This window comes from Cobetia sp. SIMBA_158 (genome assembly GCF_046566945.1).
Lineage (GTDB): Bacteria > Pseudomonadota > Gammaproteobacteria > Pseudomonadales > Halomonadaceae > Cobetia > Cobetia amphilecti.
Genome location: NZ_JAWJYL010000007.1, coordinates 25,214 through 47,161 on the forward strand (window position 1 = coordinate 25,214; position 21,948 = coordinate 47,161).

General features: G+C 61.6%; 19 protein-coding genes. 11 read left to right on the plus strand and 8 right to left on the minus strand.

The features are described from left to right. The first annotated feature begins 8 nt into the window (after window positions 1–8). Window positions 9–347, plus strand: a complete 339-nt coding sequence (locus R2R70_RS11865) for a hypothetical protein (protein ID WP_410978083.1) — start codon at window positions 9–11, stop codon at window positions 345–347. Window positions 348–424: 77 nt separating this feature from the next. Further along, window positions 425–772 carry a hypothetical protein gene (locus R2R70_RS11870; RefSeq protein WP_410978084.1) on the plus strand — a complete coding sequence of 116 codons (348 nt, stop codon included), beginning with the start codon at window positions 425–427 and terminating at the stop codon, window positions 770–772. Window positions 773–1,152: 380 nt separating this feature from the next. Here the strand turns inward: R2R70_RS11870 and R2R70_RS11875 are convergent, their stop codons facing one another. The 6 genes from R2R70_RS11875 to R2R70_RS11900 form a co-directional block, all read right to left on the minus strand. Beyond that, entirely contained in the window at window positions 1,153–3,111 is a 1,959-nt protein-coding gene (locus tag R2R70_RS11875) for an ABC transporter ATP-binding protein (protein ID WP_410978085.1), read from the minus strand. Between the two features lie 23 nt (window positions 3,112–3,134). Further along, a complete protein-coding gene (locus R2R70_RS11880; RefSeq protein WP_043332303.1) occupies window positions 3,135–4,034 on the minus strand; it encodes an ABC transporter permease in 900 nt (299 codons plus the stop codon). Window positions 4,035–4,041: 7 nt separating this feature from the next. Further along, on the minus strand, window positions 4,042–4,986 hold the full coding sequence (locus tag R2R70_RS11885; RefSeq protein WP_131431833.1) for an ABC transporter permease: 945 nt from the start codon (window positions 4,984–4,986) through the stop codon (window positions 4,042–4,044). Between the two features lies 1 nt (window position 4,987). Next, window positions 4,988–6,214 (minus strand): alkaline phosphatase family protein, encoded by a 1,227-nt coding sequence (locus R2R70_RS11890; RefSeq protein ID WP_410978086.1) that lies wholly within the window; start codon window positions 6,212–6,214, stop codon window positions 4,988–4,990. Next, complete coding sequence (locus tag R2R70_RS11895) at window positions 6,214–7,713, minus strand: ABC transporter substrate-binding protein (protein ID WP_410978087.1); 1,500 nt, start codon at window positions 7,711–7,713, stop codon at window positions 6,214–6,216. Before R2R70_RS11895 ends, R2R70_RS11890 begins: the two co-directional genes overlap by 1 nt. A 305-nt stretch (window positions 7,714–8,018) precedes the next feature. Next, window positions 8,019–9,056 carry a LysR substrate-binding domain-containing protein gene (locus R2R70_RS11900; RefSeq protein ID WP_159055750.1) on the minus strand — a complete coding sequence of 346 codons (1,038 nt, stop codon included), beginning with the start codon at window positions 9,054–9,056 and terminating at the stop codon, window positions 8,019–8,021. 253 nt (window positions 9,057–9,309) lie between these two features. On the opposite strand from R2R70_RS11900, the gene R2R70_RS11905 reads away from it, so the two are divergent. After that, window positions 9,310–10,407 carry a TauD/TfdA family dioxygenase gene (locus R2R70_RS11905; protein ID WP_410978088.1) on the plus strand — a complete coding sequence of 366 codons (1,098 nt, stop codon included), beginning with the start codon at window positions 9,310–9,312 and terminating at the stop codon, window positions 10,405–10,407. Continuing rightward, window positions 10,404–10,979 (plus strand): HD domain-containing protein, encoded by a 576-nt coding sequence (locus R2R70_RS11910; protein WP_410978089.1) that lies wholly within the window; start codon window positions 10,404–10,406, stop codon window positions 10,977–10,979. The genes R2R70_RS11905 and R2R70_RS11910 overlap by 4 nt, the downstream gene beginning before the upstream one ends. Before the next feature lie 16 nt (window positions 10,980–10,995). Here the strand turns inward: R2R70_RS11910 and R2R70_RS11915 are convergent, their stop codons facing one another. Then, entirely contained in the window at window positions 10,996–11,898 is a 903-nt protein-coding gene (locus R2R70_RS11915) for a LysR family transcriptional regulator (RefSeq protein ID WP_043332286.1), read from the minus strand. A 217-nt stretch (window positions 11,899–12,115) separates the two neighbouring features. Between R2R70_RS11915 and R2R70_RS11920 the strand changes: the two genes are divergently transcribed. From R2R70_RS11920 to R2R70_RS11950, 7 genes are all read left to right on the plus strand, one after another. Next, window positions 12,116–13,102, plus strand: a complete 987-nt coding sequence (locus R2R70_RS11920) for a zinc-dependent alcohol dehydrogenase family protein (RefSeq protein ID WP_410978090.1) — start codon at window positions 12,116–12,118, stop codon at window positions 13,100–13,102. 148 nt (window positions 13,103–13,250) lie between these two features. Then, window positions 13,251–14,060: an SDR family NAD(P)-dependent oxidoreductase gene (locus R2R70_RS11925; protein WP_410978091.1), complete on the plus strand. Its 810-nt coding sequence runs from the start codon at window positions 13,251–13,253 to the stop codon at window positions 14,058–14,060. A gap of 350 nt (window positions 14,061–14,410) precedes the next feature. Then, on the plus strand, window positions 14,411–15,493 hold the full coding sequence (locus tag R2R70_RS11930) for a LacI family DNA-binding transcriptional regulator (protein WP_410978092.1): 1,083 nt from the start codon (window positions 14,411–14,413) through the stop codon (window positions 15,491–15,493). A 382-nt stretch (window positions 15,494–15,875) separates the two neighbouring features. Continuing rightward, entirely contained in the window at window positions 15,876–17,189 is a 1,314-nt protein-coding gene (locus R2R70_RS11935; protein WP_410978093.1) for an ABC transporter substrate-binding protein, read from the plus strand. 187 nt (window positions 17,190–17,376) lie between these two features. Then, window positions 17,377–18,333: a sugar kinase gene (locus tag R2R70_RS11940; RefSeq protein ID WP_410978094.1), complete on the plus strand. Its 957-nt coding sequence runs from the start codon at window positions 17,377–17,379 to the stop codon at window positions 18,331–18,333. After that, complete coding sequence (locus R2R70_RS11945) at window positions 18,330–19,607, plus strand: D-tagatose-bisphosphate aldolase, class II, non-catalytic subunit (protein WP_410978095.1); 1,278 nt, start codon at window positions 18,330–18,332, stop codon at window positions 19,605–19,607. Before R2R70_RS11940 ends, R2R70_RS11945 begins: the two co-directional genes overlap by 4 nt. A gap of 47 nt (window positions 19,608–19,654) precedes the next feature. Beyond that, window positions 19,655–20,404, plus strand: coding sequence for a GolD/DthD family dehydrogenase (locus tag R2R70_RS11950; RefSeq protein WP_410978096.1), 750 nt, complete (start codon window positions 19,655–19,657; stop codon window positions 20,402–20,404). 99 nt (window positions 20,405–20,503) lie between these two features. Here R2R70_RS11950 and R2R70_RS11955 read toward each other — a convergent pair whose 3' ends face one another. Continuing rightward, window positions 20,504–21,916: an amidase gene (locus tag R2R70_RS11955; protein WP_410978097.1), complete on the minus strand. Its 1,413-nt coding sequence runs from the start codon at window positions 21,914–21,916 to the stop codon at window positions 20,504–20,506. Between the last annotated feature and the right edge of the window lie 32 nt (window positions 21,917–21,948).

Sequence of the window (21,948 nt, forward strand, 5' to 3'; positions counted from 1 at the left end):
GATACACCATGAACACTCTCAAGACTCTGATCGCCGCTGCCGCACTTGCCACCGTCAGCACTGCGTCCTTCGCCGCCGACGATAGCCCGGCCGCCAAGCGCGTCCAGCACAACGTCAGTGACAGCGTCATCCATGGCTCTGCCCAGCAAGCTCCGACCGCCCAGGCGACCTTCGCGGAAACCGGCATGAGCACCGCTGCTGGCCGTTTCCAGATGGCATCCGGAGACGACGAGATCCGTGGCCATGATCGCTCCATCCATCTGCAGGAATTCGATGTCGCCAATGATTCCGGCGATAGCGTTGCCGGCACCCGTGTTCGTCACGCCGTGAGCGACGTCAACGTCTGAGACGCCCGACGTCTGCGTCAGGCGCTTGCAGGCCAGGTGTCTGCACTGACATGACCTTTTTCGACAGGAGAACCCCCATGCAATCCCTCAAGTCTCTATTTGCCATTGCCGCATTGTCCGTTGCCGCCACTGGCGTGGCCTCTGCCAATGACAGCGAAGCCGATGCCCGTATCCGTGCCACCCTCAGTGATAGTGTGATCATGGGGCAGGCACAGCCGGTGACTCAGCAAGCCGCGCTGCATCACGATGACGCCGTGGAAACCGGCATGAGTGTTGCTGCCAGCCGCGTCCAGAAGTCCATCAGCAACGCCGGCATTCAGGGCACCACCCGTGCACTGGCGAGCGATTCGGCTGATTACGTCAACGATGCTGGCAAGAGTGTCTCTGCCACACGCGTCGAGCATGCCTTGAACGAAAGCGCATGATCTCTCGTCGGCGGATGAACATCCTCCGACTCTGCAAGACAGCCAAGGATGCCGATATGCCATCGACTTGCCCCTGTCAGTTGCTGAATGGACCCACTGACCATCGTGTCGCGTCATGATGGTCAGTGTCCCAGAGAAGAATACGTGAGAGAGAAGAACGCTTGAGCAAGTGTTTTGGCTGAGTGGAAGCCAGTGTGGAAGTGCGCACTCGTCGTCAACTGCAGAGCCCTTGCTCAAACGCTTTCCTGTCCTGAATGTCCTGTCCCGACATTCCCTGCCCGCCATTGGTGGGCTTTTTTTCGTTGCATGAAGGTAATCAGCAGCGGAGATCGGCAGCAGGGAGAGGCAGCCGGGACAGGCAGGTGGGACAGAAAGCCGGGTCATGCCGCGACCAGCTTGGCCTCCATCAGGGTTTGCACATATGGCGGCAGGTCCCCTGTGGCGAGGCTTGCGACATCTCCCAGATGCTCGGTGCGGCCATTGCGCAGCACCAGTACGCGGTCCGCGAAATGACTGACCAGCCCCAGGTCATGGGTGACGAAGACCAGGCTCAGGCCGCGCTCACGCTTGAGGCGTTGCAGCAGGCGAATGATGGCCGCCTGTACCGAGACATCCAGCGCCGAGGTGATCTCGTCACACAGCAGGATGTCGGGCTCGGCGGCCAGCGCGCGGGCGATGGCGACGCGCTGCTGCTCGCCCCCTGACAGCTGACTGGGCAGACGGTCGAGATAAAGCGCGGGCAGGCGCACCTCTTCCAGCAGCGACTGGGCACGCTGGCGGGCGCCATCGCCCTTGAGATCGAACCAGCGAGACAGCACCGGCGCGAGGGATTCGAACACGGTCAGACGAGGATTCAGCGCCGTGCTGGCATGCTGGAAGATGTACTGGATCTTCTGACGCTGCACCGGACGCCGCTCGGCGACCAATCCCGCCAAGGACTCCTGACGCAGACTGAGCTGTCCGGAGACGGGGGAGAGCAGGCCGGCCAGCGCCTTGAGGATCGAGGTCTTGCCGCTGCCGGATTCGCCGATCAAGGCCAGCGTCTCGCCTTGCTGGAGCGAGAATGCCACATCGCTGACAGTGAGCGCCGGCGTTTCACCGCGCAGGCGCGCCAGCCAGCCGGGCATGCGATAGCACAGGTTCAGCGACTCCACGGCCAGCAGCGGCGCGATGTCCAGTGACGTGGCTGACTGCGAGTCGTTCTTTACGCGATCGGCCCGCTCATCGGTTGCTGCGTTACTTTCCGCACTTTTCGCACTTTCTCCGCTCTCGGCATGCGCTCTGCCCACTGATTCATGACCCTCCAGCGCATGATGGCAGGCGTAGCGCCCTTGCCAGCTCGGCACGCTGTCACGGCACGTCTCACTGGCGCGCGGACAGCGCGGTGCGAAGGCACAGCCCTTGATGGTGCTTCCCACCAGGGGCGGCGTGCCTTCCAGCGCGGCGTCAGGTCGATAGCACTGACTGCCCGGAGTCGCGGCCAGCAGCGCGTGTCCATAGGGGTGGCGCGGGCCGTTGAGGAAGTCGCGAGTCGCGGCGACCTCCACCAGCTGACCGGCGTACATCACCGCGACGCGGTCACACAGGTGAGATACCGCGCCCAGATCATGACTGACGAAGACGATGCTCATGCCCAGCTCAGCGCGCAGCGAGGCCAACAGCGCCAGAATCTCATTCTGGGTGCTGGCATCCAGGCCGGTGGTCGGCTCATCCATCACCAGCACTCGTGGGCGTTGCGCCAGGGCCAGCGCCAGACTGGCGCGTTGCTGCTGTCCGCCGGAGAGCTGGTGCGGATAGCGCTGCATCAGTACTTCGGGGTGAGGGAGGTGGACGCGTCGCAGCCATGCCACGGCCTGCTGTTCGCGTGCCGCCTTGCCTTTCACGCCCTGTGACAGCAGCGTCTCGCACAGCAGGCTGCCGAGCGTGAGATGGGGTGTCATGGCCTTTTCGGCATGCTGGGACACCAGCCCGAGCCTGAGTTCGCCCAGCCAGCGCCCCGGTTGATGATGAAAGCTCAGCTGGCGGTGCTCGTCGTGAAGAGGGTCATGACTTGTAGAGGCAGTGGCAGAGGTGGAGGCAGTGGCAGAAGTGGAGCCAGAGGCGGGCGCAGGTAAGGCGACACTCACCTCGCCAGTGCGCACCAGGCTGCCCCGACGCAACAGACCCAGCATGGCCGTGGCCAAGGTGCTCTTGCCGCTGCCGGACTCGCCCACCAGACCCAGAATCTCGCCCTGGCCCAGGCTCAGGTCGATACCGCGCAGCACGGGTCGCCAGGTCTGCTGGCGATCATGAAAGCCGATGTTGAGATCGCGAACGCGGATCACGGCGTTGTCCGTCATGGCGTCACCTTTGGAGTTCGGAATCATTCGGGGCGCCCCGCACGGTCGATGCCCAGTGTCTTGGCCAGGGTGTCGGCGACCAGATTGATTGCGATGATCAGGCTGGATAGCGCCACGATCGGCGGCAGCACGGCCCAGGGCGCAAACGACATGAAGCCGCGGCCATCGGCGACCATCAGCCCCCAGTCCGGGGTCGGCGGGGAGACGCCGAAGCCGAGAAACGACAGCGAGCTGAAGGCCAGCAATGCCCAGGACCAGCGCATCGCCAACTCGACGAGGATAGTGTCGAGCACGTTGGGTTTGATCTCGCGCCACAGCAGGCGCATCAGACTGTCGCCGCGCAGTCGTGCGGCCTGTATATAGTCAAGGCACAGCACTTCGCGGCACGCCGTGACCATCACGCGCACCACCGCCACGCCATAGAAGATGCCCAGAGTCAGGATGAAGACCAGTGGGCCGGGGCCCATCACGCCGATGACCAGCAACAGAAACAGTAGCCAGGGAATCGACAGCAGGGCGTCCACCAGGCGCATGGCGATGTTCTCGACCCGCCCGCCGATGATGGCCAACAGCATGCCGCAGGCACTGCCCCATACCACGGCCAGCACGGCGGCCGGCAGCGAGGTGTAGATGGCCTCGCGGCCCCCGGCCAGGGTGCGGCTGAGGACATCGCGGCCGAGCTGGTCGGTGCCCAGCCAATGTTCGGCACTGGGGGGCAGCAGCGAGGCGAGACTGTCACCCGCGGAGATGTCATGGGGCGCCAGCCAGCGGCCAGCGACGGCCAGCAGAAGATGCAGGCCGATCAGCACCAGGCCCAGGCGGCCCTGGCGGTTGGCCCACAGCAGCGCCAGGGTGTGTTGACCCGGCAGGCTGGCCAGGGCCAGTCGCGGGCCGCGTGCGGTCGTCGAGGAAGAAGCGTTCATGAGTGACTCAGGCTGTCTTGAGTTTGGGGTTGAGCACGATGACCAGCATGTCGGCGACCAGATTACACAGCACATAGGTGACGGAGAGCACCAGCGCGCAGGCCTGCACCACCGGCATGTCGCGGTCATTGATGGCCGAGATCATCAGGCGCCCCAGCCCCGGATAGTTGAAGACCTGTTCGACGATCACCACGCCGCCCAGCAGCCAGGCGATGGTCATGGCGGCCAGACTGATGGTCGGCAGCAGGGCGGCCGGCGCCAGATGACGGATCACCAGTCGCCAGCGCGGCAGCTGGCGGATACGCGCCATGTTCATGAAGTCGCTGTCCATCACGCTGATGGTGTTGGAGCGGGTCATGCGCATCATGTGTGCCATGGCCACCAGCGCCAGCGTGATGGCGGGCAGCCAGACACCGGGCAGCAGGTTCCACAGGCTCTCGTTGGCACCGGCCACGGTGATGGCAGGGAACCACGGCAGCCAGATGGCGAAGGCCAGGGTCAGCAGGGTGGCGCTGATGAATTCCGGCACCGTCATGGCGATCAGCACCAGGCTGGAGAGGCTGGAGTCGATCCAGCTGTCGCGCTTGAGCGCCGCGATCAGCCCCAGCAGGATGGCCAGCGGAATGGCCATCACGGTCGCGATGCCGCCCAGCATCAAGGTGTTGGCCAGACGCGGCATCAAGGTATCGCTAACCGGTGCGCGACTGGTCAGCGAGGTGCCGAAATCACCACTCAGCAACTGCCCCCACCAACTGACGAAGCGTGTCGTCACCGGTGTGTCCAAGCCAAGCTCGGCGCGACACTGGGCGAGATTGATCGGTGTCATGCTGCGTCCCAGATAGTTGACGCAGAAGTCGCCGGGCAGCATCTCGATCACCCAGAACACCACGCAGGCCACGAAGACCAGCGTGAAGCCGCCATACAGGCAGCGCTGCAACAGCATTGCCCACATCTCAGTTCACCTCTTGAAGGTCGCGTGCCCGCTGTGGCGTCGAAGCCTCACCGAGGGGCGGCAGGCCCAGCACCTGACGCAGGCGCGGGTGGAGGGCCAGTGACTCGAGCTCAAGGCGCTCGCCCGCAGTGATTGACGGGCCATGCAGAATGGCGAAGCGCTGATCCGACGTGGCGCCGGGGCCGAAACCGTGCGTGGAGACATAACCGGGCGCCGCCACCAGCTCTGCGTGATGGGCATGCTTGCAGGCGGGTTCGAAGCTCATGCCCGGCGGCGCCTGATAGAGCTGGATATGCTTCACATCCGGGGGCAGGAAGTCGGCCGCCGCGAGCGGCGTGACGCCGAACTCGGCCAGGCGCGCGGCCTGCTCGCGTTGGCGTTCGTCATCATCACAGGCCACCAGCAACAGGCCACCATCACATTGCAGCGCGACATCCGGTAGAAGGCGGTCTGCCACCAGCGCCCGCTGGACCGGGGCATGGCCATGATCACTGAAGACACACAGGTGATAGGCCTCGCGCTTGTTGATGGCCTCAAGGCCGGCCAGCAGGCTGCCAAGCTGGGCATCGACCATCATCAGGGCCCCATCGACCAGGGCGTCATCATTGCCATGCACATGCAGGCAGTAATCGGGGGTGTTGAGTTCGAGCAGCACCAGCTCTGGCGTTTCGCGCTCGATCAGCGACAGTGCCTCGTTGAGCAGTTGCTGGTCATTGCTCATCGCGCGCATCAGGGCGTCATTGCGGGCATCCCAGTGATTCAGACGCGGCGCGGTCATGCCCTTGGCGCGCAGGTCGCCTTCCTTCCACCAGGGCGACAGATACCAGTCGCAGCTCTCGGGGCGGGCCAGCCCAAAGCCGAGGCTGGCCACCCGCAGTCCTGCCGCGCGCGCGGCCTCGAGCAGGGTCTCGCCACGCAGGTCCTCGACCCTTGCTGGACGAAAATGCCCTGCAGTGGCGCTGGCGCCTGAGGCGTGACTGTCGCGATCCGTCTCAGCGCCGGGGCAATGGATACCATTGGAATAGATGCCGTGCACCTGGGCCGGTTGCCCGGTCAGGACACCCGCTCGCGCGGGCATCGAATTGGCATTGGTATCGGCACCCAGGCGCTCGATCAGCAGGCCGTCTCTGGCCAGGGCATCGAGATGCGGCAGGCGCGCTCGCGTCTCGGCGAAGCGCTGACTGCTGATGCCGTCCATCAGAATCAGGATCAGGCCAGGGCGGGACATCAGCTCTCTCCCTGCTTGTCGACCTGGTGCCAGCGAATCGCGAAGTGTTCGACTGCCGGGATATGCACCTCACGCTTCATGACGCGGTTGTTGTTGAGGTGGAAGGGGATCAGCGTCGCGCCGGTCTCGGTCAGCAGCGCCTGGGCCTGGTGATAGAGCTCGGTGCGAGCTTCGTCATCCAGGGTGGCGCGCGCCTTGGCGAGCAGGGCATCGAATTCGGGGTTCTTGTAGGCCGACTCGTTCCAGTTGGCTTCGCTCTGGAAGATCTCGTTGAGCACCTGATCTGTCGGGCGCTGGCCCCAGGCCGCGGTGAAGGCCGGCTTCTTCATCCAGGCGGTGTTCCAGTAATCCGCCGCGGGCACGTTATGCACGTTGACGGTGATGCCGGCCTCGGCTGCCTGACGCTGGTAGAGCTCCGTCATCGGGCGGAAGTAGTTGTCGACGCCGCTGGTGTAGACGTCGATCTCCAGCCCATCGGCATACCCCGCGTCGCTCAGCAGGCTGCGAGCGGTGTCGAGGTCCTGCGGGCATTGCTGCGCCAGCTTGTACTGATCGCCATTCCAGACCGGGTTGTCACAGGTAATGGTGGCACCGCCCTTGCCGAACAGCAGGTTGACCATCTCTTCACGGTCGGCCACCAGACGCAGCGCACGGCGCACGCGCACATCCTGGAAGACCTCGTCGTCGGCGCGGAACACCATGCCACGCCAGTCGCCGGTGGCGATGGAGTCGTAGTGGTAGGCCGGGTTGCTGGAGAACAGGCGCAGCTGCTGGGCGTTGACGCCATTCCAGCCCGACCAGTCAATCTGGCCGGCCAGCAATGCCTGGGTGCGGGCGTTGTCATCGGGAATGCCGATCAGGTCCATGCCATCCAGCTTCGGTGCGCCTTCCCAGTAGTCAGCGAAGGCTTCGAAGGTGGTGGTGCCCTGCGGATCGAATTCGACCAGCTTGAAGGGGCCGGTGCCGATGCCCTGCAGTGAGGTGTCGTCATCAAAGCCGACCGGCACGATCTTGGCGCGGTAATCCATCAGCAGAATCGGCAGGTCAGCATGGGACTGGCTGAGACGGAACACGATCTGGCCGGCCTCATTGACGCTGACATCCTCGATGACTGACAGCGCGGCACGTGCCGGGGCATCGCGCTCGGGGTCGAGCAGACGCGTGAAGCTGTAGATGACGTCATCCGCACTCAGCGCCTTGCCATTGTGGAAGCTGACCCCGTCACGCAGCGTGAAGGTCCACTCATCGGCAGCGGGGTTGGCCTGCCACTCGGAGGCCAGGTCCGACACCGGCTCGCCCTTGCTGCCCTGACGGACCAGGCGGCTGTAGATCAGCTGGTTGGCCGAGTAGAAGCGCGTCGGGGAGATGGGGTCCAGTGACTCCTTGCCACTGAACTCGACCCAATGCGGAGTGCGCAGTGTCTCGGCATGGGCCAGCTGGGGGACGGCCAGTTGGGCGAAGGCGGCAAGGCCGATGGCGGCGATCAAGGGCTTCTTCATGTCAGGCTCCAGGCAAGGGCAGCGGTCAGGGACGGTAGTCAGGGACAGTGGTCAGGGGCGGTCGTCAGGTACGGTCATCAGTGACAGCAAGCAGGTTCCGCAAAACCGGGTCAGGCCGACAGGCAGGCCGTTGGTTGGCTCGTGGCGCAGCCCGCCGGGACGGTCGAACTGCGTCAACGCTGTCGTCTTGAGGCGTCATCTTTGGCGCAGATGATGACGTTTCCGTGACAGATGCCAGCCGTTGGCCGCAACAAAAACTGCGACTGTGCCTTAGAAATTCTGAGGCTCGCGTCTTCCTGCCCGTGCTAGCGGGGCTGGGAGGGCATCTCGCTGGTGACAGGATTGGCCTGAGAGGTGTGCATGGTGCTGCGCAACCAGGCACAGAAATCGTTGACCGCCGGGGCATGGCGGCGTTCTGGAGACACCAGCAGGTACTGGCTGCTGGTACTGGGCATGCGCAAGGTGTGCGCCAGTTGCAGGCGTCCGTTCTTGATCAGGTCCATCACGAAGGACTGGCGGACGAGCAGGAAGCCATGCCCCTCGAGTGCCGCGGCAATCGCCAGACTGGCATTGCCGAACTTGAGGCCGGCCGGCGGGATGTGGCCGCGAAACTTCTGCAGCCGGAACCAGTCCAGCCAGCTTTCGCGGTAGCCGATGCACTCGATTCGGGGCGCGCGGGCCAGCTCGTCGAGTGGGCTCGCGGGCGAGGCATTGGGGGCGAGGGAGTGGTGCAGGAAGGTGGGGCTGGCCACGACGACCCACTGCTCATCGGCCAGTTTCTCGTACTCGCGCCCACACCAGCCGCCGTAGCCATTGATGATCTCGATATCGACGTCGGGCTGCTCGTCCGGGAGTACCTGGTTGTGCGGCAGCACCGTGACCTGGATGTTCGGATGCAGGCGCTGGAAGTCCTTGAGTCTGGGGATCAGCCAGTATTCGACGAAGCTGTGATTGGAGCGCAGTGTCAGGCTCTGCTGCTCATCGTGCTGGAAGAGGGTGGCGGTACCGCGCTTGAGGGTCTCGAACACGCCACTGACCAGCGGCAGATAGGCATGCGCCTCATCGGTCAGCTCGATGCGATTGCCGCGGCGCACGAACAGGCTGACCGCGAGGAAGTCTTCCAGCTGCTTGACGCGCTGACTGACGGCACCCTGGGTAATGCACAGTTCGGCGGCGGCGCGGGTCAGGCTGCCGAGGCGTGCGGTGGCCTCGAAGGCGGTCAGGGCATTGAAGGGGGGAAGGCGCTGAGCGAGGCGCTGGGAAGGGTGATAGGCAGGACGCGACATGCAGAACTCCAGCTTGACTGAGCCAGTCGCCGCATCGGCGGCTGGTGCTGAAGCCATGACTGCAGATCCTGCCGCGGCACGCGGCCGGGCGCTCATTCTTGCAGCCGTGCATGACGATGACGTGACAGTCTGCGCGCATAAAAACTAAGACTCGCCGCCAGAAAGTCTCGCTATGGTCACGGGTCTGCGTTCACTAGCATGGCGGGCATCCACTGGCGGATCGCTCGTTTGACATGAGCGTTTGCCACACCCGTTCGTCATGCCGTGCCTTGCGGCTTGTGATCGCACTCGACAGACAGGAAGACTCTGCATGCCTCGCCTCGCGTTTGACGCCGAACAGCTTCACCTGACTCTGGATGATGGACAGACCCTTGCCCAGCATGTGCTGTGGCTGCAAGACCATGACCCCGCCCGTCGCCATGCCAATGGCCAGCGTCTGGACAGTGTGCTCGACCTCGACTGGGACGCCGCCATCAGCGAAGCGGCGCTTGAGGAGGGCGACGTCCTGCGAGTGACACTGAGCAATGCACGCGAGATTCGCTACGGCGTCGATGAGCTGGCCGCCTTGAGCACCGGCTTCCCCGATGAGCGCAGCAGCGCGCACAAGACACTGTGGCAGGGCAGCGAGTTCTCGGTCGCCCGGGTCGAGTGGGCCGATGTCATCGCCGGGGGAGAGGCACGTCGCAAGGCGCTGGCCTCGGTCCGTGACACCGGGGTGGTGTGCCTGCGCGGCGTGCCTATCGAGCCGGGCAAGGTGCTCGAGGTGATCGAGCAGTTCGGGTATGTGCGCGAAACCAATTACGGCAAGCTGTTCGATGTCCGCACCGAGGTCTCGCCGAGCAATCTCGCCTTCAGCAATCTCGGACTCGGGGCGCATACCGACAATCCCTATCGTGATCCGGCGCCAAGCATCCAGCTGCTGCATTGCCTGAGCAACGAGGTGGAAGGCGGCCAGACCCTGCTGGTGGATGGCTTCGCCGCCGCCGAGCGCCTGCGCGAACTGGCGCCCGAGAGTTTCGCGCTGCTGACGCGCACGCGGGTGCCGTTCCGCTTCCATGACGCGGACCATGCCGATCTCAGAAGCTGGGTGCCGTTCATCGAGACCGACCACAAGGGCAACATCCGCCAGGTGCGTTACAACAACCGCTCCATCGCCTCGCTGCCGCTGCCGCTTGAGGCGCAACGCGCCTTCTATCGTGCCTATCACGACTGGGCGCGCGTGATCGGTCAGCCGGAGCAGGCCACGCGCCTGCGCCTTGCTCCGGGGGACTGCCTGCTGTTCGACAACAGTCGCGTGATGCATGCCCGTACCGCCTTCGTGGCCGGAGGCAATCGTCATCTGCAGGGCGCCTACGCCGATCTCGACAGCCTGTATTCCACTCTCAACCTGCTGGAGAACGCCCGATGATCACTCAGCCTGCCAACGCCGAGGGCATCGTCGGCCTGATCGAAGACATCTTCGCCCTGCACGGTGCGGACTCCTATCTGGGCGAGGAGGTGACCATGGCCGAGCACATGCTGCAGGCGGCGCATCTGGCCGAGCAGCAGGGGGAATCCGAGTCGGTGATTCTGGCCGCCTTGCTGCATGATGTGGGGCATTACGCCAATGCGCTGCCGCCGGAGGTCTTGATGAACGGCCAGGACAACCGTCATCAGGTCAGCGGTGCCGACTGGCTGGCGCGCTTCTTCCCGGCCGAGATCGTCGAGCCGGTACGCCAGCACGTGGCGGCCAAGCGCTATCTGGTCGCAGTGGAGCCGAGCTATCGCGCCTGTCTGTCACAGGCCTCGCTGGATAGCCTGGCCCTGCAGGGCGGGGCGATGGAGCCGCACGAGGCCGCGGCCTTTGCCCAGCTGTCCCAGCTTGCGGCCATTCTCAAGGTGCGGCGCCTGGATGATGCCGCCAAGGTGGCCGGCATGCAGACGCCGGACTTCGCTCACTACAAGCCGATGCTTCAGCGCTGGGTGCTGGCGGCGGGATGACGGGCTTTCCGGTGCCTCAGCCCTGTTGGACATCCCAATAGGGCGGGCTGCCGAAGTATTCGGAGAAGTAGTCCAGGAAGGCGCGCACCTTGGGGGCCAGCTGGCGGTTGCTGGGATAGACCGCCCAGATGCCGGTCTCGCTGATCAAGGGCGTCTCGGGCAGTACCTCTACCAGGCTGCCTTCGGCCAGGTGGCGGTAAATGCTCCATGTCGAGGACAGGGTGATGCCCAGGCCAGCAGCGCAGGCGTCACGAACGGCTTCGCCATTGTCGGTGCGGATACGCCCCTTGACGCGAATCGGCTCGACGCCGTTCTCGCACTGAAAGCACCACTGGTCCATGCCGATCAGGGTCAGGCATTCGTGTTCGTGCAGCATCGAGGGATGCGTCGGCGTGCCATGGCGCGCGAGATAGTCCGGCGAGGCGCACAGAATGCGCTTGTCCGGTGCCAGGCGCCGCGCGATCAGGCTGGAATCCTTGAGGGCGGAGTTGCGGATGGCGATATCAAAGCCGCCCTCGACCAGATCGACGATGGTGTCGGTCAGGCGCAGGTCCAGTTCCAGATCAGGGCAGCGCTCGAGAAAGCCAGCCAGGCCCGGCACCAGGTGCATGCGCCCGAAGGAGGCGGAAGCGGTGATGCGCAAGGTGCCGCTGGGGGAGGTCGTGCCGATGCCGACGGCAGCCCGCGCGGCCTCGGCGCTGATCAGCACCTCCTCTGCATGGGGGAGAAAGGCGCGACCTTCTTCGCTCAGCGCCACATGACGCGTGGTGCGATGCAACAGGCGCACCCCCAGACTGTCCTCGAGCTTGCGCAGGTGAGAGCTGGCGACGGCGGGCGACAGCCCCAGGTCCTCGCCGGCCTGACTGATGCTGTTCACGGCGGCCAGACGGACGAACAGCTTCAGGTGCTCAAGATTCATGCGGGTGTCCTCATTTGCGTCGATGTGCGTGGCTCCCGATGGCGAGAGGCACGCCAGCAACGGCTTGGCGCAATGTTCGTGACGTTCAATACGCCCAATACGTCCAACACATCCATTACTTTCAATAAAATCAATAAACTGATTGTAGTTTATCGCCGTTTATCATTCAGGCCCATGACAATTATGCTGGCTCCACATCCACGCAGGAGACAGACTCATGAAAGCGATGCTCGTCAAATCATTCGGTGGTCCCGAGGTGTTCGAAGCGGCGGAAATCGCCAAGCCCCAAGCGGCGGCAGGTCAGGTACTGGTGCGCATCGCCGCCACCAGCATCAACACCGTCGACACCATGATTCGCGAGATGGGCCCTGAGCTGCCGCTGTCTCCGGCACTGCCGGCGCTGCTGGGCATGGACTTCGCCGGTACCGTCGAAGCCGTGGGCGAGGGCGTCGAAGGCTACGCCATCGGGGATGAAGTCTATGGTTGTGCTGGTGGCCTGGCCGACCTTCCGGGCACGCTGGCCGAGTATATCGCCGCCGATGTCCGCCTGATCGCCCACAAGCCGAAGTCCCTGAGCATGGTGGAAGCCGCGGCGCTGCCGCTGGTCGGCATCACGGCCTATGAAGGTCTCAAGCGCGCCAACATCGAGGCCGGTCAGAAGGTGCTGGTTCACGGTGGTGCGGGTGGTGTGGGTCACATCGCCATCCAGCTGGCCCGTCACTTCGGTGCCAATGTCGCCTCTACCGTCGGTCGTGATGAGCACGAGACGCTGGTCGAAGGCCTGGGTGCCAGTGCCATCAATTACCGCAATGAGCAGGTCGCCGACTATGTGGCCAAGCACACCGACGGCAAGGGCTTCGACATCGTGTTCGACTCCGTCGGCGGCGCCAACCTGCCGACCTCCTTCGAGGCTGCCGCGCTCAATGGCCATGTCTCGACGACCGTGTCCTTCATGGAAATCGATCTGACCACCGCGCACTTCAAGGGCCTGTCACTGCACGTCGTCTTCATGCTGATCCCGATGCTGCATGACTTCCGTCGTCAGCAGCACCACGAGATTCTGGCCGACATGGCGCGTATCGCCGATGCCGGCGCGCTCAAGCCGATCATCGATGATCAGGTCTTCCCGCTTGAGGAAGTGGGCCAGGCCCACGCCCGTCTGGGCAGCGGCAAGGCAACCGGCAAGGTCATTGTTGAGGTCTGATAGCGAGACCTGATAGCGAGGCTCGCCAGCCATCCAGGCGGTAGTATTTTGACACTACGCTGGCACAGATGAACGACAGGGTGTGGCCATACGGCACACCCTGTCGTTCGCGTCTCAAGCGTCGTGTGACATTTCAAGGAGAGAGCGCATGAAAACCATCCTTATCACCGGTTCTACCGATGGCATCGGCCTGGTCACGGCCAAGGCCCTGCTGGGGCGCGGCCATCGCGTGCTGATCCACGGGCGTAGCGAGCAGAAGGTCAATGGCGTCGTCGCCGAACTTGCAACGCTGGCAGGGGCTGAGCGTGTCGCCGGTTTCGTGGCCGACCTGTCCGACCAGGCCGCCATCGATTCACTGGCAAGCGAAGTGCTGGCGGCCAACGCCAGTCTGGATGTCCTGATCAACAATGCCGGTGTCTTCCAGGCGCCCAGCGTCGTGACGGCTGACGGTCTCGACCTGCGCTTTGTGGTCAATACCCTTGCCCCGTATCTGCTCACCCAGAAACTGGCTTCGGCACTGCGTCCGGCCGGGCGGGTCGTCAATCTGTCCTCGGCGGCTCAATCCTCCGTGGACCTGAAGGCGCTGACCGGAGAGGTCGCGTTCAACGACCACTACGCGGCCTATGCCCAGAGCAAGCTCGCGATCACCATGTGGACCCACACGCTCGCCCAGGACTGGGAAGGCCAGGGGCCGATCCTGATCGCGGTCAACCCGGGCTCTCTGCTGGCCAGCAAGATGGTCAAGGAAGGCTTCGGCGTGCCGGGCAAGGACCTGGGCATCGGTGCCGATATCCTGGTGCGTGCGGCACTGGATGAGGAATTCGCCGGCGCCAATGGTCAGTACTTCGACAACGACGCCCAGCGATTCGCACCGCCGCACGCCGACGCACTCGATGATGCGCTGTGCCGTGAAGTGGTCGCGACGATGGAGAAGACGCTCGGCTCTCTGGCTGGCTGAAGCGCCGGGAACCGCTGTCACGCTGCAATATGACGCCCCGCTCATGCTGATCTCTCAGCGTGGGCGGGGTGTCGTCGTATTCAAGGGCATGCTTTGAATGCCTATAGGCGATCGAGTCGCAGCAAGCGATATTACCCGCCGCTGCCTTTTACTCATTTGCTAAAAGCGCTTCCGGTCACTTATGCGATCACGGCGATATGGGGTGAGTGGGGGTGTATGTGACATTCTCACCAAGCTTTGTATGATGTTGCGCATGCATCATGCTGTCGCTCGCTTTTTGCAGCGTGGTTTACTTTGAATGATCACAGGCGTCGCTGGCGGGCACTTGGTTTACTGAAAGGTATGGGACATTGGCAAACAACACGTCATCTGGCGCAGACGACCAGACGGTCAGGACGGCGGATAACATTCATACCATGGAAGACTTCGCGGCTTTCGTGGGCTTGTCACGCCCTACAGTGTCCAAATTCTTCAAGGACCCAGAGTCGGTCCGGGCTACCAGTCGGCTGCGCATCGAAGCCGCTATCGAGGCGTCGGGCTTCACCCCCAGCCTTTTGGCCTCGAATCTCAAGCGGGACAGAACTCGCATCCTCGGGATCATCGTGCCAACCACCATCGATCCTTTCTACATGGAGCTGGTGCGTTGCCTGGAGGAAATCGCCAATCGACTCGGGTACTTCGCCTTTGCGTTGTCGTCCAACGGTGAGACGCAGCTGGAGTCCGAGGCGATCAGTCGGCTTGAATCTTTGAATATTGCAGGTGCCATCGTGATTCCGGTAGGCGCAAGTCATCGCGGTGGCAATGCGAGACTTAATGCACTGGAGAAGCGTTGTCCGGTGGTCTATGTCGATAATCTACCTTATCAGGGGGCGTCGCTGGTCGGTACGGACAACACTCAGAGCATCGGCGTGATGGTGGAGTATCTCTGTCAGACGGGACATCCACCATGTTTTCTGCCCATGCCGTATATCAACCAGAATGCCTTTGATCGCCTTGCAGCCTATGAAGACGCTATGGCCAAGGTGAGAGAGCCTGCACGTATTCTCGAGGCCAGTGATGCGAACAGCTGGGATTTCGAGAAGTACGGTCATGAGTCCGCCATGCAGTTGTCACGCCAAGGGATGGTGGGTAACACCATCCTGTGTGCCAATGATCGAATCGCGCTGGGCGTATTGCTGGCGGCCTGGGAAACCGGCTTGAGTGTCGGACGTGGAGAAGAGGCTGACTTGCGTGTGGCTGGCCACGATGACCACCCATTCTCCCGCTACGCCTGCCCACCGCTCACGACTGTCTCCCAGGATGTCTCTCAGATTGCTCGCCAAGCCATGAATCGTTTGATGGCTACCCTCGAGTCCAGTGTCGAGGGCGGGGGTTGCCCGTTGACTGGTGTCAGCCTGTTGCCGGGCAAGTTGGTGGTAAGAGACTCTGCTTGACGGCGTCACCGAGCGCCCCAGGCATTCATCTCAGATCTTGTTGGGCGCATGGTGGTACGCAAACTCCCTGCCTCATTGCCTGTCTTCATTCTCCTGCAGCTATCGAAAAAGCCTCGCCGATTCCGGCGGGGCTTTTTCGATGGCGAAGAGCCCAACAGAGGGCGCCAGGCCGCTCTGGATAGTGGCATCGACCAATGTCGTGAACTCTCAAATTTTACACGAGTAAAGTTTATTGCTATATCTAGAGGTGCCAACCCTTGAAACTTGGCATTGAGGAGTCGTTGATCTCGCCGATCACACGCTGTCCTGCACTGCCAGAGGCAGTCTGAATGGCTGCCATAGCGCCAATAACAATCATAAGTTGTCATGTGAGGGATACATCATGAAGACCCATCTCAGCCTGCCCCTCGCGACTCTCGTCGCGACTTCAGCACTGACCAGTCAGGCACAGGCACAGACCGAACTGACGGTTGCCACTGTCAACAACAACGACATGGTGATCATGCAGAGCCTGTCGGCAGAGTTTGAAAAGCTCCATCCCGATATCTCTCTCGACTGGGTCGTATTGGAAGAGAACGTGCTTCGCCAGCGACTGACGACAGATATCGCGACGGGCGGCGGGCAATTCGATGTCATGACAATTGGCACCTACGAAGTGCCTATCTGGGCGGACAAGGGCTGGCTGGTCGCGCTGGATGATCTGCCGGAAAGTTATCAGCTGGAAGACATCCTCAAGCCGGTACGCGATGGCTTGAGCCTGAATGACAGTCTCTTCGCGTTACCGTTCTATGCCGAAAGTTCGATGATGTTCTATCGCAAGGACCTCTTCGAGAAGGCCGGTATCAGCATGACGGAGCAGCCGACCTGGGATGAGGTCAAGGGCTGGGCGGAGAAGCTCAATGATCCCGAGAATGGCGTGGCAGGTATTTGCCTGCGTGGCAAGCCGGGCTGGGGCGAGAACATGGCCTTCGTCTCCACACTGGTGAATACCTACGGTGGACGCTGGTTCGATATGGACTGGAAGCCGGAGGTCAACAGTGAAGAATGGCGCCAGGCCGTCAGCTTCTATGTTGATCTGCTGCAGAAGTATGGCCCGCCGGGATCCAGCTCCAATGGGTTCAATGAGAATCAGGCACTCTTCTCGCAAGGAAAATGCGGTATCTGGGTCGATGCGACATCCGCGGCTGGGCGTATCTATGACAAGAGTGAGTCCAAGGTCGCCGATAGCCTGGGCTTCGCTCCCGCACCTGTCGCGGTGACGCCGAAGGGGTCCCATTGGCTGTGGGCATGGTCGTTGGCAATCCCCGCGTCATCCGAGGCTTCTGATGCTGCGAAGACCTTCATTACCTGGGCAACCTCCCAGGACTATGTCGACCTGGTTGGTGAAACCAAGGGCTGGACCAGCGTCCCGCCGGGCACGCGTCTTTCCACTTATAAGAACCCGGCCTATCAGCAAGCAGCGCCTTTCGCTGACTTCGTGGTAGATGCCATCCGTGATGCAGATCCTACTGACGCGACCTTGAAGGAAGCACCGTATATCGGGGTTCAGTTCGCGGGGATTCCAGAATTCCAATCCATCGGCACCGTAGTTGGTCAGATGGTGGCATCGGCTCTCGCCGGTGACAGTAGTGTCGAAGAGGCACTGAATTCTGCTCAGCGCTCGGCTGAGCGCACCATGCAGCGCTCTGGTTATTGAGTGTTGCACTTACGTCAGCCATGAAACCGGCTTGACCGAAATGTATTGAAGCATGACTCGGGGCCGGCGCGGTATTGCCGGCCTCGCTTTCGAATCACGCCATGAAATTCCGTGGTCGTCTCCCTGATGGATGGGCTTCGACTTGGATGCAGTGAATGGCATGGCATCACTACCAATGGGAAATTGCATGTTCGATATCGTGACCTGTGGGGAATTGTTGGCTGAGTTTGTCGCGGAGTCGACAGGTCAGCCCTTCGATCGTACTGGTACCTACCAAGGGCCATTTCCCAGTGGTGCACCTGCCATCTTTGCCAGCCAAGCCGCATTGATGGGCACCAAGGTGGCCTATGCCGGACGGGTAGGACGTGATGGTTTCGGCGACATCATCATCAACCGCCTGCGCACCAACGGTATCGATATCGAGGCCGTTGAACGAGATGAGGAATATCCCACCGGTACTGCCTTTGTCAGCTATCAGGCCGATGGCGATCGCAACTTCGTCTTCAATATCACACACAGTGCTGCGGGCAGGTTCGAACTTGATTTTCTGCAGGCAGAACGCTTGTCCGACTGCCGATACTTTCACGTCATGGGGTCTTCACTGACCTCTGACAAGGCGATCGAGATCATGCTTGGCATGGCGAAGCGCGTGAAGGAGAAGGGCGGCAAGATCAGCTTTGATCCCAATATCCGTTCGGAGCTGATGGCGCTGGACGCCACGCGTGAGGCCATCCTCACACTGGTCAATCTCTGCGATATCTTCCTGCCTAGCGAGGCTGATATTGCCTGGCTAGCTCAAGGTACGGCAGAAACCGAACGCGACACCATTGCGCGTCTGATGCAGCACAACGCGATGGAGCTACTGGTGATGAAGCGTGCCGCCAAGGGGTGCCAGGCCTATTCCGGCGAGACCGATCTTCTCGTTATGAGTCGTGAAGTCGCTGAAGTGGACCCGACCGGCGCTGGTGATTGCTTCGGTGGTGCTCTCATCGCGGCATTGGCTTGCGGCGAAACGCTCGAAGACGCATTGACGCTTGCCAATGCCGCAGGTGCTCATGCAGTGACGCATCTAGGGCCCATGGAAGGATGTGCGCCCCGAAAGATTCTGGAAGCAATGATTGAAACGAACAAAGGTGCCCTATGAGCAGTCAGGTTCTCGACAAGCTATGTGAAATGAACCGCCAGCAATCCATTGGCGGGATCTATTCCGTGTGTTCTGCGCATCCTTTGGTGCTGGAAGCCTCGTTCCTCAAGGCCATTGAGCATGGTACGCCGTTGTTAGTGGAAGCGACCTGCAATCAGGTCAACCAGGACGGCGGCTATACTGGCAAGACACCGCAGCGTTTCCGCGATGATGTGCTCGCGATTGCGAAAACGATGAACTTCCCGACCGAACGCCTGATTCTTGGTGGCGACCATCTTGGCCCGACGCCTTGGTTGAAACTACAGGCCGAAGAAGCGATGCAGAAAGCTGAAGCCATGGTGGCAGCCTACGCCGCGGCAGGTTTCGAGAAGCTGCACTTGGATGCCAGCATGCCATGCGCAGATGACCCTGAAGTGCTCAACGACGCTATCGTCGCAGAGCGCGCGGTACGTCTATGTCGCGCAGCGGAAGTCGCAGCCGCTGAGGCCGGTGGTGCCGAGACCCTGCGCTATATCATCGGCACGGAAGTGCCGGTGCCTGGTGGTGCCCATGAAGAAATTGATGAGCTTGCGGTGACGGGTGTCGAAGACCTCAACACAACGATTGAGATGCACCGTCAGTGCTTCATGGATGCTGACCTGAATGCCGCCTGGAAGCGCGTGATTGCGGTTGTCGTACAGCCAGGCGTCGAGTTCGGCAACACGGAAGTCATCGACTTCATACCGGAGAAAGCGGTCGATCTCAGCCAAGCCGTGCTGGACCACCCACGTCTGGTGTTCGAAGCCCACTCCACGGATTACCAGACTCCGATTGCCTACCAGCAGTTGGTCAAGGATCACTTCGCGATCTTGAAAGTCGGTCCTGCGCTGACCTTTGCGATGCGTGAAGCGCTGTATGCGCTGGAAAATATCGTCAGGGAAGCCCCTGAGCTCAAGACCGTCGAGCTGCGTGCAACGTTGGAAAAAGTCATGCAAGACGATCCCAAGTACTGGAAAAGCTATTACTCGGGGTCTGACGCACAACAGCTGCTGGAGCGTCACTACAGCCTGAGCGACCGTATCCGTTATTACTGGTCGCAGCCTGAAGTGATCGAGCAACTCGAGTCGTTGCTTACCAGTTTCAAGGAAGCCACACCGCCCTTGACGCTGGTAAGCCAGTATATGCCCAAGCAGTATGCTGCTATTCGTGAAGGTGAACTGAGCCTCGAACCGAGAGCCATGGTTCAGCATTACGTTGGTGGTGTCATCGAAGATTATTCCAAGGCCTGTTTCTAGGACTTGAGGTAATGAGCAAGCCGTAGTTTTTATTCTCAGGAGTTGTCATGACCACGATGCGTTTCGATTATCAAGACAAGGTAGTGCTGATCACTGGCGCCGCCAATGGTATTGGCAAGCAGATGGCCGAGCATTTCGCTGAAAGCGGTGCAAGCCTGGTGTTGGTGGACAAGAGTGACGCGGTCGAAGCACTCGCCGCCTCCCTAGGTAGCCAGCACATGGCTGCCGTCCAGGACGTCACTGATGAAGCCGCGACCGATGCCTTGATTGAAGCCGTTGTCGCACGCATGGGCCGTATCGATATTCTGGTTAACAATGCCGGTATCGGTCCGCTCGCCAAAGCAGAAGAAATGACCACTGAACTGTGGGATGTCACCCAGGCCGTCAACGTCCGTGGCGTGTTCCTGTTCTGTCGTGCCGTAGGTCGTCAGATGTTGGCACAAGGTAAAGGTCGCATCATCAATCTGGCCTCCCAGGCGGCCAGTGTAGGCCTCGATGGTCACCTGGCCTATTGCTCCAGCAAGGCTGCCATCCTGGGGCTAACCCGTACTCTGGCACTGGAATGGGGCCCGAAAGGCATCACTACCAATAGCGTCTCTCCGACCGTCGTCGACACCGAACTGGGTCGTTACGGCTGGGCCGGTGAGAAGGGCGAGCGCATGAAGGCGCTGATCCCGACGCGTCGCTTCGCACAGCCGAGCGAAATCTCTGCCTCCATCATGTTCCTGGCCTCCGAAGAAGCCGCCATGATCAATGGCGCAGACCTGCTGGTTGATGGTGGCTATACCGCGGTCTGATGATCCGGCAGTACCCAGCAAGATTGCAGTAGATGTGAAAAAGGCACTGTCGATGACAGTGCCTTTTTTTGCTTCGTATCTCTTCAGATGGTTTTATTTCTAGGGCCTGGGATAGACATGTCCAGGAAGCATCTCTTCAAGCAACATGGCAGCATGCATCACTTTCATGTCCTGGAATTTTCCTCCCACCAGATGCAGTCCGACAGGCAGCCCATTGTCATCCAATCCGCAGGGGAGTGATGCCGCGGGTTGTTGGGTCAGGTTGAAGGGGTAGCTGAACGGCGTCCAGTCCATCCAGTCAGCGTATTTCTCGCCGGGTGGGACGTTGTGCCCAGCGGCAAAGGGTGAAATGGGCAGGGTGGGGGTAACAAGCAAATCCCATTGCTCGTGGAAGGATTGCATGTGTGCGCAAAGTGCAGTCCGCTCTCGTCTTGCCGCCAGATATTGCGACAAGGAAATGTTGCTGCCTCGCTCTGCAATATCCAGCAAGCCCGGGTCCATTTGATCTCGCTGGCTGTCGGTCATCTTTTCGACCACCTGGGTGGCACCCGCGAACCACAAGGTATTGAAGATATCGAGGGGACAGGCAAACCCGGGGTCTATCTCGATGACGTCAGCGCCCAGTCTCGAGAGTAGAGCGACCGCTTCGTCCACTCGCAGGCGTATGTCCTGTGCAACGTCGACATACCCAAGCGTCGGGCTGTAAGCGATTTTCCATCCTTCAAGAGACAATGGGAGTGGCGCATTCCAACGAATGCCATGTGGATTGCCGAGCAATCCGTCTCGGGCATCCGGTCTTGCCATGCTGGCAAGCATCAGGGCGCTATCGGACGCCGTCCGCGTCATCGGTCCCAGGTGTGAGAGTGTCGACATGGCACTGGTCGGCCATTGAGGTATCCAGCCAAACGTGGGTTTCAGGCCGAAGGTGCCGGTAAAGCTGCAGGGAATGCGGATCGAACCGCCCGCGTCACTTCCTTGATGGAGCATGCCCAGGTTGAGTGCGGCCGCTGCTCCAGCCCCGCCTGAGGATCCACCCGACGTCAGCGCAGTATTCCAGGGATTGCGGGTCACGCCGTGCAGCGGGTTGTCCGTCACTCCCTTCCAGCCGTACTCCGGTGAGGTTGTCTTGCCGAGGAAGACGGCGCCTGCCTTGCGCAGGCTCGCGGCGACGGGGGCATCGACGTCACTCCCCCCGTCGGATGATGTGGTGGCGGAGCCGTACCGGGTCGGCATGTCCCGGGACAGCGTCAGGTCCTTGAGTGTTGTCGGCACACCGTCCAGCGGGCCGCAGGGCGAGCCGTTCATCCAGCGGACTTCGGCGTCTCTCGCCGCCTTCATTGCCCCATCATGGGCGATGTGCACGAAGGCATTGACCTTGGGGTTGAGCGTGTCGATACGCTCCAGGCAGTCCCGGGTCAGCTCGACAGGGGATAGCTCGCCCTGGCGAAATAGCGTCAGGGCGTCAGTGGCGGTCAATTCAGATAATTGCGTGGGAAGAGAGGCTGGGGTCATGTCAGATCCTGTCCATTGGCTATCAAGTGCCG

What these genes read in the sequence shown, in the direction of transcription:
- R2R70_RS11895 (WP_410978087.1), bottom strand. Translation starts at nt 7,713, where the DNA reads ATGAAGAAGCCCTTGATCGCCGCCATCGGCCTTGCCGCCTTCGCCCAA.
- R2R70_RS11885 (WP_131431833.1), bottom strand. Translation starts at nt 4,986, where the DNA reads ATGTGGGCAATGCTGTTGCAGCGCTGCCTGTATGGCGGCTTCACGCTG.
- R2R70_RS11880 (WP_043332303.1), bottom strand. Translation starts at nt 4,034, where the DNA reads ATGAACGCTTCTTCCTCGACGACCGCACGCGGCCCGCGACTGGCCCTG.
- R2R70_RS11915 (WP_043332286.1), bottom strand. Translation starts at nt 11,898, where the DNA reads ATGAATCTTGAGCACCTGAAGCTGTTCGTCCGTCTGGCCGCCGTGAAC.
- R2R70_RS11920 (WP_410978090.1), top strand. Translation starts at nt 12,116, where the DNA reads ATGAAAGCGATGCTCGTCAAATCATTCGGTGGTCCCGAGGTGTTCGAA.
- R2R70_RS11870 (WP_410978084.1), top strand. Translation starts at nt 425, where the DNA reads ATGCAATCCCTCAAGTCTCTATTTGCCATTGCCGCATTGTCCGTTGCC.
- R2R70_RS11945 (WP_410978095.1), top strand. Translation starts at nt 18,330, where the DNA reads ATGAGCAGTCAGGTTCTCGACAAGCTATGTGAAATGAACCGCCAGCAA.
- R2R70_RS11940 (WP_410978094.1), top strand. Translation starts at nt 17,377, where the DNA reads ATGTTCGATATCGTGACCTGTGGGGAATTGTTGGCTGAGTTTGTCGCG.
- R2R70_RS11950 (WP_410978096.1), top strand. Translation starts at nt 19,655, where the DNA reads ATGACCACGATGCGTTTCGATTATCAAGACAAGGTAGTGCTGATCACT.
- R2R70_RS11910 (WP_410978089.1), top strand. Translation starts at nt 10,404, where the DNA reads ATGATCACTCAGCCTGCCAACGCCGAGGGCATCGTCGGCCTGATCGAA.
- R2R70_RS11865 (WP_410978083.1), top strand. Translation starts at nt 9, where the DNA reads ATGAACACTCTCAAGACTCTGATCGCCGCTGCCGCACTTGCCACCGTC.
- R2R70_RS11925 (WP_410978091.1), top strand. Translation starts at nt 13,251, where the DNA reads ATGAAAACCATCCTTATCACCGGTTCTACCGATGGCATCGGCCTGGTC.
- R2R70_RS11905 (WP_410978088.1), top strand. Translation starts at nt 9,310, where the DNA reads ATGCCTCGCCTCGCGTTTGACGCCGAACAGCTTCACCTGACTCTGGAT.
- R2R70_RS11935 (WP_410978093.1), top strand. Translation starts at nt 15,876, where the DNA reads ATGAAGACCCATCTCAGCCTGCCCCTCGCGACTCTCGTCGCGACTTCA.
- R2R70_RS11900 (WP_159055750.1), bottom strand. Translation starts at nt 9,056, where the DNA reads ATGGCTTCAGCACCAGCCGCCGATGCGGCGACTGGCTCAGTCAAGCTG.
- R2R70_RS11890 (WP_410978086.1), bottom strand. Translation starts at nt 6,214, where the DNA reads ATGTCCCGCCCTGGCCTGATCCTGATTCTGATGGACGGCATCAGCAGT.
- R2R70_RS11955 (WP_410978097.1), bottom strand. Translation starts at nt 21,916, where the DNA reads ATGACCCCAGCCTCTCTTCCCACGCAATTATCTGAATTGACCGCCACT.
- R2R70_RS11875 (WP_410978085.1), bottom strand. Translation starts at nt 3,111, where the DNA reads ATGACGGACAACGCCGTGATCCGCGTTCGCGATCTCAACATCGGCTTT.